We start from the raw sequence: 16024 nt of genomic DNA on the forward strand, positions 1-16024 counted from the left end.
AAAAAACAGGGGCATCAATCTTGGTACTGAATTTGACAGGCAACAATATGCCTTAAAAAGTGGAACCCATCTGAGGTCTTACTCCAGCTTACCGGGTGATGCTTTTCCACCCAACCCCCTTGGTATCTACGACATGGCCGGAAACGGCTTCGAATGGGTCAGTGACTGGTATGATCCTGATTATTATAAAAACTCACCCACAAAGGATCCTCAGGGACCTGAAAAACCTGAGTTCAAATACAAAGGAAAGGGATATCAGAAAGTGGCGAGGTCTTCAGATACCTACAATGGAATAGTTGGTTCAACAGTGGGACGAACCTTTCGTTCACCGCGTGTTCCTGAAGACAGTATAGTTTTACCTAACCAAACAGCACGTTGTGTGGTCAACCTTTCTGAACCAGTCGAGCATTAATTTTGCAGGTAGATTTTTATGCATTCGTATTAATGACAAAACTCCCCTGGCGGAACCGTTCTTGAGCGAGTTCCGGTGTCAGGGACAGATCATTAAAAATTGTTTTATTAAACAGTGGTTTTTCTGGTTTATTAATCAGTTGCGCGAGCTGTGATCTGAGTCAATACCCGACAATCAAAGCGGGGATAAGTACAGGCCGAGTTGGTTTCAAGAAACAAGCGCAATGGGGAAGGCGCAAGGAGTTTAGTTTCGGAAAATCATGGGGAATAAAAACGGATGGTACGATTGGAGAACAACACTCTGATGAATTTAGTAACGCAGATAGAAAAAACCTGTTTTTGAGGTGATTAATAAATCCGGTTGGGGGATCGAAAAAAGCTTTGTTGGTAAGTATTGTTTCAATTTGGCTTGGTCGATTCTTATATTGATAGTCTTATTCGGGACGATGTATTTTCTGGCATAAGGAGGGATTATGCATGGTGTTATTCGTATTTATGATAAAACTACCCATGGTGGCACCGTACTTGAAGGTAGTTCCGGTGTGAAATTTATGGGGCTGGAAGTAGCCTGCCTAATGGATAAAGTATTCTGTCCCGTACATGGCAAGACTTATATTATAGAGGGTGATGAAGGCTCAAAGATTAATGGAAAGCCAGTTGCTCTGCATGGTCATCGTTGTGGCTGTGGTTGTACGTTGATTTCTTCATTACCCAATGCCGGAAAGCGCTAATTTATGCCAGTTGATCTTAAACAAAACCCGAAGATGAAGCAGCTACCTCTTCCTCCGGATAAGTCGCGCTGGTTAATCGTAATTGCATTATGTGTGGTTGCGGGGGCAACACTGGCGCTTTATCTCTGGCCCAGGGGGCTATCCACGCATTCTGCCTGGTTCTGGTACTGTACGCTGGTGACCCCTTTCGCTTTTGGGCTGGCAGGTTACATTATCCGGTTGCGGCACTATGAGAACAAACGCGATGGCATACTTTGGTGGAATCATTTACATCAGAAACAGTATGACGAGCAAATTATTCTGGGTCAACGAGCAGTTGGCGTACTGGGAATGAGCTATGTTACACCGATTGCCAGTAACAAACTTGTTGTAGCGCTTTTACGAGGTGGGACAGCCCTTCAGACACAGTATTCTCTGACCCACCAGTCTGTGCTGACTACGGCCTCACTTTCTCCTCCATTAACAATATTCCTTGAAACAGGATATCAGTCACGGCTTGAGTCATTACTTAAACATGTTGTCAGCCAACTGAATGCTGAGTTGCTTCAGTTTACCGGTAATCTGTCTGTCCGCCTTCTTCATGATGGCACGCTGGACAATGAACATATTCTCGATATCTGGCAAAAGATATTTCCGGCATCAGTTGCTGTACATAGAGTCAATATTGTTAAGCATAACGATGGAGTGATGTGGATAGATGAATGGCTTGACAGGAAAGATGCATCGCTTGTTCTTTCCATTGAGATCAATTTGTTTCTCCAGCCCCGCAATCAACAAGCGGAATCAGTATCTGCCCTATTGCTGGCATCTCCCTCATGGCTGGAGCGGCAGCACACAAAGCCGCAAATTTGGATACATCGTCCGGTTGTTGTTGATAGAAATGACGAATCTGTTACTGATGTGGCTTGCTGGGGAAAGATGACCCCCGATTCACCCTGGTATTTATGGCGCTCGCAGGTAAATGGCGATGTGCTGGTTAACCTTCTTCAATCAATGGATAAGCAGGACTATTTGAAAGGAAAGAAAGGAGAAATGATTTTGGATGATGTTTTTGGCAAACCGGGGACGGCTGTAGGCAACATCATGTTAATTTGCGCTTGTGAGCACGCTACTGTTTCAGGGTTGGCTCAATGGCTGATAGCTGACGCTAAAACCATACAAATGGTGATTGTCCGTCCCGCTTAATCTTACGCAAAGGAAAGCGATGTGAAAAAGAAAAAGCGCCTCAGTTCATGGTTAATTATCCTGCTGATTGTGGTCGTCGGTGGCTTTCTTATCTGGATTGAAAACCCTCTCGTTCATCTTATTACTACAGAGGAAAAACTGGCTTTATCGCTGGCTGTAGCTGGTGCTTGTTTATTTATTCTGTTCTTTGACGATGTATTTGCCCGGCTGGGGCAGTGGTTCATCTCACAGAGCTTTATCCAGCAACTCCGGGAATTGTCAGGCAAAAGACCTCATCGGGACGATTTATTATCTGCTCAAGTGGGCAAATACAATGAGGAGCTCAAGAGTATTCGTCTGTATCTTCGCCATATTTACGGTCGCACATGGTCACGCAAAACCCGTATTTTGCTCGTTACCGGAAGCGTGGCTGATATTGAGCGGCTCACCCCAAAACTCACGCAGGAACTCTGGCAGGAAGATCAGGGAACACTGTTGCTGTGGGGGGGTGATCCGGCGACCCATCTGGATTCCGACTGGCTGATTGCTCTACGTAAACTGCGCCGTCGCCCCGCGGACGGTATGGTTTGGGTGACGTCAGGTCTGGACAGACTGCCAGATATAGAGGGCAGCGCGAGTCCCGCACTCTCACTGGACACCATGGATTTACTATCCCATGCCCTGAGCCGCCGCTATGTAGTCTTGGGCTGGAAACTTCCCCTGTATGTCTGGTCGCTGCATTCCTGTTCCGGTGACCAGCCGGGACGCATCACTCAGCCAGTGGGCTGCCTGTTGCCCGCAAAATGCTCTCCGCAGACGCTCGCCGCACAACTGGCCGGATTGATACCGCACCTGACCGGGCAGGGGATACAGCAGGCATGCACTGACCCACAATATCATTTCCTGCTCAGCCTGGCCGATCAGCTTACCCGTAAACCGGAAACGGTAGCGGAGCCGTTATCAGTGCTGGTTAATCCGTACCGTCCGCTGCCGCTGGCCGGCGTGGTCTTCAGCCCGGCGACTGTCGGCGGTGAACGCAGCGTGAAACATCACTGGGGACGTGATAACCGCTGGGATATCATTCAGGATTCTGTTCTCTCTTTACCCGCTGGACTACAGGCGCAGAAAACGGGGTTTTCCTGGACGAAGGCATATGCCCTCACCGCTGCTGCTCTGCTCCTCCTTTGGGGCGCGTCGATGGCTGTCTCATTTATTGCAAACCGCAGTCTGGTGGCAACTGCACAGGAGCAACTGCAGAAGGCGTCGGCAGAAAAGCAGCCGCCGGTAGCACATTTGCAGGCCCTGACTGAACTACAGAAGACCCTTGCCCGGCTGGAATACCGCTCACGGCACGGCGTACCCTGGTACACCCGTGGCGGCCTGAGCCAGAACAATGCTCTGCTGTCGGCACTCTATCCGCGCTACGGGGAACTGGCACAGCCGCTATTGCGCGATGCGGCTGCAAAGCATCTTCACCAGGAGCTGTATGCATTCGTGCAACTCCCTCCAGAAAGCCCGCTGCGTGAAAGGCTGGCAAAATCCGCTTACGATCAGTTAAAGCTATACCTGATGCTCGCACGTCCGGAAAAAATGGACGCCGCGTGGTTCTCCGCCACGCTGATGCGTAACTGGCCGCAGCCTTCAGGCTCAACCAGCAGTATCTGGCAGGGCAGTGGGCGATCGTTGCTGGAATTTTACGGTGCCAGCCTTGCGTCACATCCTCAGTGGCGTTTGCATGCCGACGATATGCTGGTGAGCCAGGCTCGCACTCTGTTAATAGGCCAGATGGGGAGGCGCAACAGCGAGTCCACGCTCTACCAGAAGATGCTCGCTCAGGTGGCGAACCAGTATGCCGATATGCGTCTGGCGGACATGACCGGTGACACAGACGCCGAGCGCCTGTTCACCACCGATGAGGTGGTACCGGGCATGTTTACCCGACAGGCCTGGGACGAAGCGGTACTGCCCGCCATCGATAAGATAGTAAAGGAACGTCGCGAAGAAATGGACTGGGTGCTGAGTGACAGCCAGCAACGCATGACGCAGCAGGTCTCGCCGGAGGCGCTGAAACAACGCCTGACGGCACGCTATTTCGCGGATTACAGCGGCGCCTGGCTGGATTTTCTCAACAGCCTGCGGCTTCGAAAAGTAGCCACCCTGTCAGATGCTATTGATCAGCTTACTTTGATGGCTGATGTCCGTCAGTCTCCACTGGTGGCGCTGATGAATACTCTTAACGTTCAGGGACGCGCCGGAGAGACCGGTGAAGCGATAGCGGATTCACTGGTGAAATCCGCTAAACACCTTCTGGGCAGTGATAAACAGCCAGTCATTGACCAGAGCGGGGGTACGCACGGTCCACTGGATGCGACTTTCGGCCCCGTACTGGCATTGATGGTTAGCCGGGATGGTGGAACGCAAACCAGTAACCTGAATCTACAGACTTTTCTCACACGCGTTACCCAGGTTCGCCTGCGCCTTCAGCAGGTGACCAATGCTGCTGACCCGCAGGCGATGACCCAGGCACTGGCGCAGACCGTGTTTCAGGGTAAGGCGGTGGATTTAACCGAAACCCGCGATTACGGCAGTCTGGTGGCGGCGGGGCTCGGCCAGGAGTGGAGTGGTTTCGGGCAGACGGTATTTGTGCGTCCGATGGAGCAGGCCTGGCAACAGGTACTGACGCCTGCAGCAGAAAGCCTTAACTCGCAGTGGCAAAGTGCAGTGGTAAATGACTGGAATACGGCTTTTGGTGGACGATATCCGTTTAAAGATGCGAGCGGCGAGGTGTCGCTTCCTTTGTTGGCGAAATACCTTAATGCCGATTCCGGGCGTATCACCCGCTTTTTGCAGACCCGACTTAATGGCGTGCTCCATAAAGAGGGGAGTCACTGGGTACCGGACAGCATCAACGCTCAGGGCCTGACCTTTAATCCGGAATTCTTACAGGCAGTGGATACCCTGAGCCACATTTCTGATGTGGTGTTTACTCGAGGGGAGGCCGGGCTGTCGTTTGAGCTTCGCCCCGGTACGGCCGATGGCATTATGCAAACCACGCTGGTGATCGACAGCCAGAAGCTCACCTATATGAATCAGATGCCCACCTGGAAAAGGATTAACTGGCCTGCTGATACAGAGGGTCCAGGTGCGGCCCTCAGCTGGGTAAGCACCCAGGCCGGAACACGGCAGTATGCTGACATGTCCGGCGTCTGGGGTTGGATTCGCCTGCTTGATCAGGCCACCGTAAGTCGTTATGCCGGATCGGGAAGCAGCTGGAGTCTGAGCTGGCGAGCGCACGACGGCAGGCCGTTGAACTATACCCTGCGAACCGAGGCTGGCGAAGGGCCGTTGGCGCTGCTGAAGTTACGTAACTTCACTCTTCCGAAAGCCATATTCAGCGTCAGGGCATCAGTAACTGGTTTACAGACAGAATGGTAAACTGCCGCGGCAGGATATTTCCAGCCAGGTCACCGGCCCGATTCTGGAGCATCTTCACCATAATTTTGCCACGGCGTGGCGTAAAGAAACCGGTCAGGATCTGCTGACTATCCGTAATGCTGCCGTTGTGGCTAAAAATCTTAAACCAAGACCTGATTACGGCACTCCATTACTGGCACAGTTATTACGAACTCAGGTGCAGGCAGGGAAACAGGATATTGAGACGCTCTATCTGAAGGCGGTGAATAATGCGACACAATTTATCTATATCGAAAATCAGTATTTCCGCTGGCCGCCGCTGGCGGAACTGATTAATCAGATTGCGGAAAGACAGAGTAAAGCGGGACGCGAATTATATCTTTTTGTTGTGACTAACGTAACAGATGAAGGTATTGGCGCCGGAACCGTTAATACCCAGCGCATGCTGGAGACGCTCGGCCAGGCTAATACTATTCCTGAAGTGACCAGACTGCGTAAGGTCGGCCAACTTAGTAAAGAAAGGTTCAGTAGTGCGCCTGGGTATATCGACCCGGGCGAAATACATAAATATAACCGCGAGGTAAGTGAGAGAATTGCTGATTTTAAAAAGAGGGCGGATGAAATTCAAAACAGTGAGATACTGCCTGAAGAACGCCCCGGCTTGAAGGTTCATATCTGTTCATTAGTCGCACCAGACTCGCCGGCGGATGAATGGATGCCTGTTTATATTCATTCCAAATTAATGATTGTGAATGATGTGTTTACCACACATGGCTCAGCCAATATCAATACGCGCAGTATGCAGGTGGACAGTGAAATGAATATTGCTCATGAGTGGGCTAGCGTGACGCGGGATTTACGGCGGCGGTTATGGAATCTGCATACTAATGGGAAAGGGGGGCAGGATAATGCTGAAGATGCGTTTAAGGAATGGCAGAAATTTCTGGATGAAAATGAAAATCTACAGCGAAAAAAGCTGGTACCTGCTGCCTCACTAATTAAATTTTTGTACAAAAAATCGACACTGAGCGATCTGGACTGATGAAACGACTTTTACTTTTGTCCTGCCTGCTGCTGGTTGCCTGTGACCAGAACAATACCCACAAGGATGCACGCATGAACCCGTTGACCGATATTAACACCCGGCTGGCATTTACCTGTAAACACCAGATTATTCCTGAAGCAGATGCTGATGCAGATGTGCTGTTTAACTATGCCCGCTGGTTGCAGAAAAACAATCTGATTGATCGGGATAAAACCGTGGATGCGGAAATTGCGCGTCTGTACCGTATCGCGGCGGAAAACGGGCACTATAGAGCCAGTATCAACCTGCAGAACGGGGCACTGCGCGGGCGATTTTCGCTGAGCAGTCCTGAGCGCCTGCGCCTGAGCCAGCGGCTGATTGATGCAAAAATAGCGACCGGATACTACTTTATTGTCATCTATCTGGAGCACGGTGCGGCAGGACTGGCGCAGGATCCGGAGATGGCGCTGCGCTATTACCGCAAGGCGGCAGATGAGGGGAATCCCCTGGCCCAAGCTTATGTAGGTGAAAAACTGTCTCCGGCAAAAATGGCTCCGCAGGTAGCCATGCAGATGCTCAACTGTGCTGCTAAGCAGGGTGCAGGGAAAGCTGCTAAATCATTAGGAATAATGCTTGCAATTGATGATAAATATCCGGAAGCCGTTGAGGCATTCCAGCTAGGAGTTGCAGCAGGAGATTCAGGTTCAGCCAGTTTCATGGAGCACGGTTTTGCTGGCCCCGAACCAACAAATACTCTGTACTATCTGGGCCTGCCAAAAGACGACGAGCGTGCCCGGCGTTACGAGCAGATAGGCAAAGTGCTGGCAAAATACTCCTGGGCCCACCCTACGGTTCCGGAAATCAATGATATCGTACCTCTCCCCCCTGCGCCGCTCCCTGAGTGGGACGGAAAACTTAAATGGCTGGAAGCGTGGAAGGCCAATGTGCCACCGCCAAAACCCAGCGCGGCGCTGATAGCGGCGCTGGCGAAAGCGAAGCAGCTCAACCCGGAGACGGGCAGGCCGCTGCCCGAATCCCCGGATTTCGAGAAGGACAGCGTGGCGCAGCTGATGTGCCGCAGCGGTGAGCCGTGCCCCAAAAGCGGCTACTGGCAGCCGGCATGGATACCCCATGATGGCTCCGCTGATAACACTATCCGTTACTTCCGCGAGGGTACTGTGATGCCGACACAGGCGGTGGAGATGTTTCGTTCACGCCCCTGGCCGCTGCAGGATAAGTGGCTCCGGGAGGAAAGACCGGTGGACTGGCGTCTGGTGGGCGAGGCGTAAGACTCTTCCGGCAGCGAGTTATCGCTGGCGTTAATGCACTGACATTAGGGAAAGAGAGTGAGAGGGATGAAAAGGACAGTCATACAGACAGTGCTGGGCTGCCTGTTACTGGTCGCCTGTGACCAGAGCATTACCTACAGGAATGCGCCCATGAACCCGCTGACCGATATTAACCCCCGGCTGGCGTTTACCTGTAAACACCAGATTATTCCTGAAGCAGATGCTGATGCAGATGTGCTGTTTAACTATGCCCGCTGGTTGCAGAAAAACAACCTGATCAACCGGGATAAAGATTTGGATACGGAAATTGCGCGCCTGTATCGTATCGCGGCAGAAAACGGGCATTACAAAGCCAGTATCAACCTGCAGAACGGGGCACTGCGCGGGCGTTTTTCGCTGAGCAGTCCTGAGCGTCTGCGCCTGAGCCAGCAACTGATCGATGCAAAAATAGCGACCGGATACTACTTTATTGCCATCTATCTGGAGCACGGTGCGGCAGGACTGGCGCAGGATCCGGAGATGGCGCTGCGCTATTACCGCAAGGCGGCGGATGAGGGTAACCCTCAGGCACAGGCTTATATCGGTGAAAAACTTTCTCCGGCAAAAATGGCACCACAGATAGCCATGCAGATGCTCTACTGTGCTGCTAAGCAGGAAGAGGGGAAAGCGGCTAATTCATTAGGCAATATGCTTGCGATTGAGAAAAAATATCCGGAGGCAGTTGAGGCATTCCAGTTGGGGGTGAGAGCGGGAGACTCAGGTTCTGCGGGTTTCCTGGGGCACGGTTTTGCCGGCCCCGAACCAACGGACAGACTGTTCTATCTGGCGTTAGAAAAAGATTCGGAGCGTGCCCGGCGTTACGAGCAGATAGGCAAAGTGCTGGCAAAATACTCCTGGGCCCACCCTACGGTTCCGGAAATCAATGATATCGTACCTCTCCCCCCTGCGCCGCTCCCTGAGTGGGACGGAAAACTTAAATGGCTGGAAGCGTGGAAGGCCAATGTGCCACCGCCAAAACCCAGCGCGGCGCTGATAGCGGCGCTGGCGAAAGCGAAGCAGCTCAACCCGGAGACGGGCAGGCCGCTGCCCGAATCCCCTGATTTCGACTAAACCAGCCTAGCCCGGCTGCTGTGTCGCAGCGGCAAGTTGAGCTCCATAAGCGGCTATGCGTTTCTGCAGCTAATTGATTTTTATCCAAAACAAATGCATCACTTACTGCTCTTTATTATGAGCAGTAAGCGATCGCAGCGTTGTTAACGCAACTAAGGGGAGTAAACCCATGAAAGGAATCATTCGTATAGGCGATACGCATACCGGTGGAGGTAAAGTGCTAAGTGGCTCCCTTAATATGAAATTTGGGGGCATCGGCGTGGCGCGGTTGGGGGATCCTGTATTTTGCCCAATCATAGGTCATGGACAAAATGTTATTGCTGAAGGGCATCCCACTTTTATGGATCACGGTGTACCCGTTGCATTCCATGGCCACCGGTGCGCTTGTGGCTGCCAGTTAATTTCCAGCTTGCCACAAGCGGCGGTACGTTAAATATGCCTGTAAATCTGAAACAAATTCCTGCACCCGCTCCCCAGCCCGAATTGCCCAAATGGTGGCTATGGCTGTTATTACTGCTGGGCGGATGCCTGGTCGGTACGGCCTGGGCAATTCTGAACAACCAAGGGAAATCTGTAATTGATGCAGCAGAGTTTTGGGAAACGGCGCTTGTATTTCCAGCCCTGATTTGGATGAGCCTGCTGTTGGTACGCATCGTCTGGTATAGAGGAGTACAAGCAACGGCTGATGGGAGTAATGAAGTACGTGAACAAATTCTTCAACACCAAATCCAAAGGGGGCGACGTTGCCTGGCTGTTTTAGATGTCAGTCTGCGCACTGCTCTGCGTGAGCATGGCGATAGAGATGGCCAAATGCAAAGGAAGGCTCTGCAGGGTAAGAATCAGGCTTTAAGAACTCAAGCCTCCTGGCAAAGTGATGAAGGTAAACGTCATAGCCGGCTGGCTCTTATTGATGACGAGACGCCAGAACAGCTTTTGAGTAGAGAATTAAGTGATACCCTCGAGGAAATGAGTCACGCGCTCGCATCTGTTCCAGCCGATATACCCCTCACAGTGCTTGTGGAGAGCAACAGTCGATTGTCTCAACGTCAGATACAGTTAATCTGGCACCGGTGCTGGGCTGCAAGCCAGATCCGGCAACCAGTAACGTATATTGAAGGCAGAGGGCTTGAGGTGGTGGATGAATGGCTGGACGGTAATATGGATAGCCGGGCGATGTTATTGATCGTCGCAGTGCAGGTGGCTCCCGAAGAGATTGAAGGGACAGCAGAGGTTGTGGTTGGTTTATTGCTGAGAAGCCATCCACAGGAAGCTGATAGCCTGAAGCCGCTAGCTCTCTTACATCGCCCGGAGCGTATGCATGGGATGAGTAATGAAGATTTTCATTATGCGCTTGAACGCGCGTTAGATTGGGTTCCGATCCAGGCTAAAGACGTTTCAGTGGGCTGGCTGGTAGGGGTTAATGCGAAGTGGAGTCAGGCTATCGCTACAGGACTGATGGCCATGTCGAGCCCTGTAAACATAGGACAGGATTTGTACAATCTGGACACTAGCCTGGGCTATCCTGGTCCTGCTGCACCCTGGTCAGTGATTGCGTGTGCAGTTGAACACATTTCCGAGGGTAAACCGCAGCTTACTATAAGTGGCGAAGGCGTCGTTGACCGACCATTGTGGGTGACGATGGTGACATCTGCTTCTGAAATAAAGAGCTAAAAAATGGATGTCAGCAATTAATAACTATATCGACAGGCTGGCCTGAAACCACCAGCCTGTCACGGCTCTCTTTAGCCGCTTACTGCTGCAATACCTCAGCAAATTTTGCCAGCCACTGCGGATGGGCAGGCCAGGCGGGCGCAGTAACCAGATTGCCGTCGACGTGCGCCTGGTCGATGCCAATATCGGCATACTCGCCACCGCTGAGGCGGACCTCTGGCGCGCAGGCCGGGTAGGCGCTACAGGTTCGTCCTTTAAGAACGCCAGCGGCAGCCAGCAGCTGTGGGCCGTGGCAAACGGCGGCAATCGGCTTACCTGCCTTGTCAAAGGCCCGCACCAGTTCGAGTACCTTCTCATTCAGGCGTAAATATTCCGGCGCGCGTCCGCCGGGAATTAACAGGGCATCGTAATCTGCCTCTTTCGCCGTAGTAAAATCGGCATTGAGAACAAAGCGGTGGCCGGGCTTTTCGCTGTAGGTCTGGGCACCGTCAAAATCATGGATCGCCGTCATGATAAAATCGCCTTTAGCTTTATCAGGGCAGACCGCATCAACCTGATGGCCAATCATCTGCAAAGCCTGAAAGGGGACCATGGTTTCATAATCTTCCGCGTAATCGCCGACCAGCATCAGGATCTTCTTGCTCATCATCACCACTCCTCAAAAATAAAGTGAAAAACAGAGGACGCCAGCAGGCGCAGTTACGCCGCCAGCACTTTGTTACGACCATCATTTTTGGCGCGATAGAGCGCATCGTCCACGCGCTTAAACAGATCGTCGATACTCTCGTCCGGGTTATGCCGCGCAACGCCAATACTTACAGTAAAGCGGGGTAGACCGGGAATGGCAATGCGGGCGATTGCCGTGCGCAGTGTCTCTGCGATCTGCATGGCCGCATCCAGTGACGTGCGGGGCAGCAGCAGGACAAACTCCTCGCCGCCCCAGCGGAACACGTAATCATCTTTACGGCTACCGCTTTCCAGCATCCGCGCGAGGGCAATCAACACCTCATCGCCTTTCTGATGCCCAAACAGATCGTTGATACGCTTAAAATGATCGGTATCCACCAGCAACAGACTGAACTCCTGCTGTGCCGGCAGATGGTTTGGTGAGGTTTGATCGGTGAGGTGATAAAACTGGCGGCGGTTGAGCAGCCCGGTAAGCGAGTCGCGCAGTGCGGCGTGTTCCAGCTCCTGCTCAAGCCGTTTTTGCTCGGTGATATCATGAATGATGCAGAGCATCAGCTTATCGCCGTAGATCTCAATGGGGCCGGCATAGGTTTGTACGTGCCGGGTCGTTCCGTCGGCAAGGCGATGGATAAAGTTGAGCGGTTTATGGCCGCCGGGCAGGCGCGCGATCTCCATCATCACCGGCATAATATTGCGTCCCAGCGTGTTGATCTCCCAGGTGTGCTTGCTGCACATCTCTTCGTGGCTGTAGCCATAAAAATTGAGGGCTGCGAGATTCGCATCCACAATCAGGCCGTCGCGGGCAGGGTCGATTAACAGCATCGGGGCGCTGTTGGTCTGGAAAAAGCGGGCGTAGAAGCCCTGTTTCTTGCGCTGATAGGTGCCTGAGCGAGTGGCTTTAAGTCCCGTTACCGGCTGTCGGGCGACGCCTTCGAAGACAATCACCTCACCGATCGTGTCAAAAACGGCCAACGAGAGGTGACAGGTAAGGCTGGTTGGCTGGTCATCGACCCGCACGCTCCAGACTTCGACGATCTCCTGACGTGCCTTTAAATCGGGAACATACATCGCAAGCGTCGCCTGCGCATGGGCCGAGCAAACGCCTTTACGCAGGACATCCAGCGTCGCATTCTGCATGAGCATTTTGGCTGCCGTATTGGCGAACAGCACATCCTCCGTTATCGGGGATACCAACCATACGGGCGTTCTAAGCATGTCCAGTGCATCAAACCCTGAAGGCGACATAGGTCAGTCTCATTTATTGGCACTTCAAATACCTGAGGACCACGACGGAGCGGTACGCGTGGGCTTCTCTGAAACATACTCTAGTTCATCCGATCGGACAGGATTTTTTTGTGATATCCGTATGAATTTCGTATTAAATTTACCAACTGGTAAATTTTCATTCGCCGCTGTCACGTGAAACCAACTGTTTAATTCACTATCAGATCGCTGCTGTTAAAAGCATTAATACAATTTTTGTTATTCACGCTACGTTATTTAAGCATAGCTAAATATTCTCTGTCGAAACTGATTTGTGGCTTAAGTATAAAGGTTTAAATAGCGATACCAACCATTTGTAGCGCTAATGGTCATAAGAGCAGGCTGATTTTGAAAGCGTATTTGTTTACAGGAGTGTTTGTGAAATTAAGTTTCTCCCTAACGCAAATTATAAAATGTTAAATATTAAAACTTTGCCTCTGCGAAATCAGAGTGAAAAAATAAAAACTGAATGCTATATAGTGATTACCTTCTGAAAATACCGCTGTAGGATCTATTATGCTTAGAAATATAAGTGTGAGGACTTTTATTCTGAGTTATCTGCTAGTTGTGTTTATCGTTATTGATGGCCTGGTTATATTTTTAGCACCGCAAACATCTTTGTTAATTTTGCTAAACTCTTTATTTCTCGTCGCGTGGGTTTTTCTGTGGGTTTACATGACGCAATATCTGGTTGTGCCAATCAACACCGTGAAAAGGAGCATCGAAGAGGTTATCTCGGGCAACCTGGGGGTGAGCATCCCTGAGTTTGGTAATAACTGTGCAGGCCGGTTGATCCCGGGAATCAATACGTTGTCCAGCAATCTCGCTACGCTGGTGCGGGAGATCCGCTCTTCTTCCCATACCGCAATGACCCTGTCGGAACAGCTCGCCGCCCGCAGCACGGCGCTGGCCGCTAAAACCGAGCTACAGTCGGCGTCCCTGATTCAGACCTCCGCCAGCATGGAACAGATGGCCGCCACCACTAAAAATACGGCAGATAACACCCGACTGGCCAATGAAAAGGCCAGTGCCGCCACGCTTCAGGCAAAAAAAGGTGGCGCGCTGATGGGGCAGGTTGCCAACAACATGCACTCCATTACTGAGTGTGCCCAGCAGATGACGGAGATCATCACGCTGATTGATGGCATCGCCTTCCAGACCAACATTCTGGCGCTGAATGCCGCGGTTGAAGCCGCCCGCGCGGGGGATCATGGTAAAGGCTTCTCCGTCGTGGCGGGTGAGGTTCGTAGCCTGGCGCATCGCAGCGCCGAAGCGGCTAAAAATATCAAGTCACTCATTGACGTCACCAGCAGCAACGTCAGTCAGGGGGCGATGGTGGTAGCGGAGGCTGAGAAAAACATGCACGACATCGTCAGCGGCTCCGGGCAGGTCAGCAAACTGATGGATGAGATCTCCACCTCTACCGACGAGCAGGAAAAGGGCATCGTCCAGATCACCCAGGCGTTGAGCGACCTGGAGCAGATGACCCAGAGTAACGTGGTGATGGTTGAAGAGCTGTCGGGTTCATCAGCCGTGCTGAAAAATCAGGTTGTTGAACTGCAAACCCGTACCCGTAACTTCCGTCTGGAAGCGGCATCCACGGCGCCCCTGTACGAGGGTGGAGCCTTACCCGTACGAGCCTGATAATAAGCCTGGTTCGCCAGGCTTTCTCATCGTGTCCAGGGAACCGGATTAATCTCTTTTATGAATAAATTCAGCGCGATGCCGGGAGAAAATATTGCTTAAGCTGGCAGGGTGGCTAGACTGACAGCAAAGAAAGGCTACTGGCGGAGGCGCTGTGGAAGGCATAAAAGGATCGGAAGTTAACGTTCCTGACGCAGTATTTGCGTGGTTACTGGATGGAAAAGGCGGGGCGCGGCCGCTCACCGACGACGATACTATCGATCAGCAGCATCCCTGCTGGCTACATCTGAACTATACCCACCCGGAGAGCGCCAACTGGCTGGCCTCTACGCCGTTGTTACCCAATAACGTGCGCGACGCGCTGGCCGGGGAGAGCCTGCGGCCTCGCGTCACCCGCATGGGCGAGGGGACACTGATTACGCTGCGCTGCATTAACGGCAGCACCGATGAGCGCCCGGACCAGCTGGTGGCGATGCGCCTCTATATGGACGAGCGGCTTATTGTCTCGACCCGGCAGCGCAAAGTGCTGGCGCTGGATGATGTCGTCGGCGATTTAAAAGAGGGCACCGGTCCGCAAGATTGTGGAGGCTGGCTGGTGGACGTCTGCGACGCGCTGACCGATCATGCCAGCGAGTTTATCGAAGAGCTGCACGATAAGATTATCGATCTGGAAGATAATCTCATCGACCAGCAAATCCCCCCCCGCGGTTTTCTGGCGTTATTAAGAAAGCAGCTGATTGTTATGCGCCGCTATATGGCGCCTCAGCGGGATGTCTATGCCCGGCTGGCGAGCGAACGGTTTCCCTGGATGAGTGACGATCACCGTCGCAGAATGCAGGATATCGCCGAGCGACTGGGGCGCGGGCTGGATGAAATTGACGCCTGTATCGCACGAACGGCAGTCATGACCGATGAAATTTCGCAGGTGATGCAGGAGTCGCTCTCGCGCAGAACCTACACCATGTCGTTGATGGCGATGGTCTTTCTTCCCAGCACCTTCCTGACAGGCCTGTTTGGCGTCAACCTGGGGGGGATCCCCGGCGGCGATTTCCGCTTCGGCTTCTCACTGTTTTGCATCATGTTAGTCGTTTTGATTGGTGGTGTTGCATGGTGGTTGCATCGCAGTAAATGGTTGTAAATTTACATTTTTTCGACGCCATGAATTTCTTAAAACGCTATTTTAATTGAGCGAAGTCAAAAAACGATTTACCCATAAGGTGCAATATCTCTTCCGCAGGTGAATGCAACGTCAAGCGATGGGCGTTGCGCTCCATATTGTCTTACTTCCTTTTTTGAATTACTGCATAGCAAAATTGATTCGTACGACGCCGACTTAAATAAGTCGGCTTTTTTTTGCCTGCAACTCAGCAGCGACTAACCTAAAAGAGACAAACGCGTTCTTCTGGAGGGTTATATGGCCATGCTTTTATCACTGCTGCTGCAACCCCTGCGGCAATCGGACCCGGTGCCTACTGATCCGGTGCCGGTTCCCGATCCGATTCCACGCCCACAACCGATGCCGGATCCACCACCGGACGAAGTGCCGATTAAAATGTCGCATCAGAGGCGGAGATCTGCGAGGATACGCGCCTGCTGACTGTGAGTCTTTTACCGCG

14 protein-coding genes are annotated in these 16024 nt (G+C 52.1%); 12 read left to right on the forward strand and 2 right to left on the reverse strand.

Annotation, left to right across the window (positions count from 1 at the left end):
- The 9 genes from ACOKCT_RS20095 to ACOKCT_RS20135 all read left to right on the forward strand — a co-directional run.
- A partial coding sequence (locus tag ACOKCT_RS20095; RefSeq protein WP_420193810.1) for a formylglycine-generating enzyme family protein occupies window positions 1-412 on the forward strand: 412 nt, incomplete at its 5' end.
- 472 nt (window positions 413-884) lie between these two features.
- Window positions 885-1142, forward strand: coding sequence for a PAAR domain-containing protein (locus tag ACOKCT_RS20100; protein WP_214422072.1), 258 nt, complete (start codon window positions 885-887; stop codon window positions 1140-1142).
- 3 nt (window positions 1143-1145) lie between these two features.
- Window positions 1146-2327: a hypothetical protein gene (locus ACOKCT_RS20105; RefSeq protein WP_420193811.1), complete on the forward strand. Its 1182-nt coding sequence runs from the start codon at window positions 1146-1148 to the stop codon at window positions 2325-2327.
- A gap of 21 nt (window positions 2328-2348) precedes the next feature.
- The gene (locus tag ACOKCT_RS20110; protein WP_420193812.1) at window positions 2349-5741 is read left to right on the forward strand and encodes an ImcF-related family protein; all 3393 of its coding nucleotides are present in this window, start codon (window positions 2349-2351) and stop codon (window positions 5739-5741) included.
- Window positions 5742-5868: 127 nt separating this feature from the next.
- The gene (locus tag ACOKCT_RS20115; RefSeq protein ID WP_420193813.1) at window positions 5869-6762 is read left to right on the forward strand and encodes a phospholipase D-like domain-containing protein; all 894 of its coding nucleotides are present in this window, start codon (window positions 5869-5871) and stop codon (window positions 6760-6762) included.
- On the forward strand, window positions 6762-8033 hold the full coding sequence (locus ACOKCT_RS20120) for a sel1 repeat family protein (protein ID WP_420193814.1): 1272 nt from the start codon (window positions 6762-6764) through the stop codon (window positions 8031-8033). The genes ACOKCT_RS20115 and ACOKCT_RS20120 overlap by 1 nt, the downstream gene beginning before the upstream one ends.
- 150 nt (window positions 8034-8183) lie before the next feature.
- A complete protein-coding gene (locus ACOKCT_RS20125) occupies window positions 8184-9143 on the forward strand; it encodes a sel1 repeat family protein (RefSeq protein WP_236560454.1) in 960 nt (319 codons plus the stop codon).
- Window positions 9144-9312: 169 nt separating this feature from the next.
- Window positions 9313-9576 carry a PAAR domain-containing protein gene (locus ACOKCT_RS20130; RefSeq protein WP_103179835.1) on the forward strand — a complete coding sequence of 88 codons (264 nt, stop codon included), beginning with the start codon at window positions 9313-9315 and terminating at the stop codon, window positions 9574-9576.
- Between the two features lie 2 nt (window positions 9577-9578).
- Complete coding sequence (locus tag ACOKCT_RS20135; RefSeq protein WP_231736498.1) at window positions 9579-10814, forward strand: hypothetical protein; 1236 nt, start codon at window positions 9579-9581, stop codon at window positions 10812-10814.
- A 79-nt stretch (window positions 10815-10893) separates the two neighbouring features.
- Here ACOKCT_RS20135 and ACOKCT_RS20140 read toward each other — a convergent pair whose 3' ends face one another.
- Both ACOKCT_RS20140 and ACOKCT_RS20145 read right to left on the reverse strand, forming a co-directional pair.
- Window positions 10894-11460, reverse strand: a complete 567-nt coding sequence (locus ACOKCT_RS20140; RefSeq protein WP_103181091.1) for a DJ-1/PfpI family protein — start codon at window positions 11458-11460, stop codon at window positions 10894-10896.
- A gap of 53 nt (window positions 11461-11513) precedes the next feature.
- Window positions 11514-12746: a sensor domain-containing diguanylate cyclase gene (locus ACOKCT_RS20145; protein WP_263950727.1), complete on the reverse strand. Its 1233-nt coding sequence runs from the start codon at window positions 12744-12746 to the stop codon at window positions 11514-11516.
- Window positions 12747-13439: 693 nt separating this feature from the next.
- On the opposite strand from ACOKCT_RS20145, the gene ACOKCT_RS20150 reads away from it, so the two are divergent.
- From ACOKCT_RS20150 to ACOKCT_RS20160, 3 genes are all read left to right on the forward strand, one after another.
- A complete protein-coding gene (locus ACOKCT_RS20150) occupies window positions 13440-14408 on the forward strand; it encodes a methyl-accepting chemotaxis protein (RefSeq protein WP_420193815.1) in 969 nt (322 codons plus the stop codon).
- Between the two features lie 154 nt (window positions 14409-14562).
- Complete coding sequence (gene zntB / locus ACOKCT_RS20155; RefSeq protein WP_103179832.1) at window positions 14563-15546, forward strand: zinc transporter ZntB; 984 nt, start codon at window positions 14563-14565, stop codon at window positions 15544-15546.
- A 282-nt stretch (window positions 15547-15828) separates the two neighbouring features.
- Complete coding sequence (locus ACOKCT_RS20160; RefSeq protein WP_269776161.1) at window positions 15829-16005, forward strand: hypothetical protein; 177 nt, start codon at window positions 15829-15831, stop codon at window positions 16003-16005.
- The last annotated feature ends 19 nt before the right edge of the window (window positions 16006-16024 follow it).

Source organism: Leclercia sp. M-A074-M, assembly GCF_965195605.1.
GTDB lineage: Bacteria > Pseudomonadota > Gammaproteobacteria > Enterobacterales > Enterobacteriaceae > Enterobacter.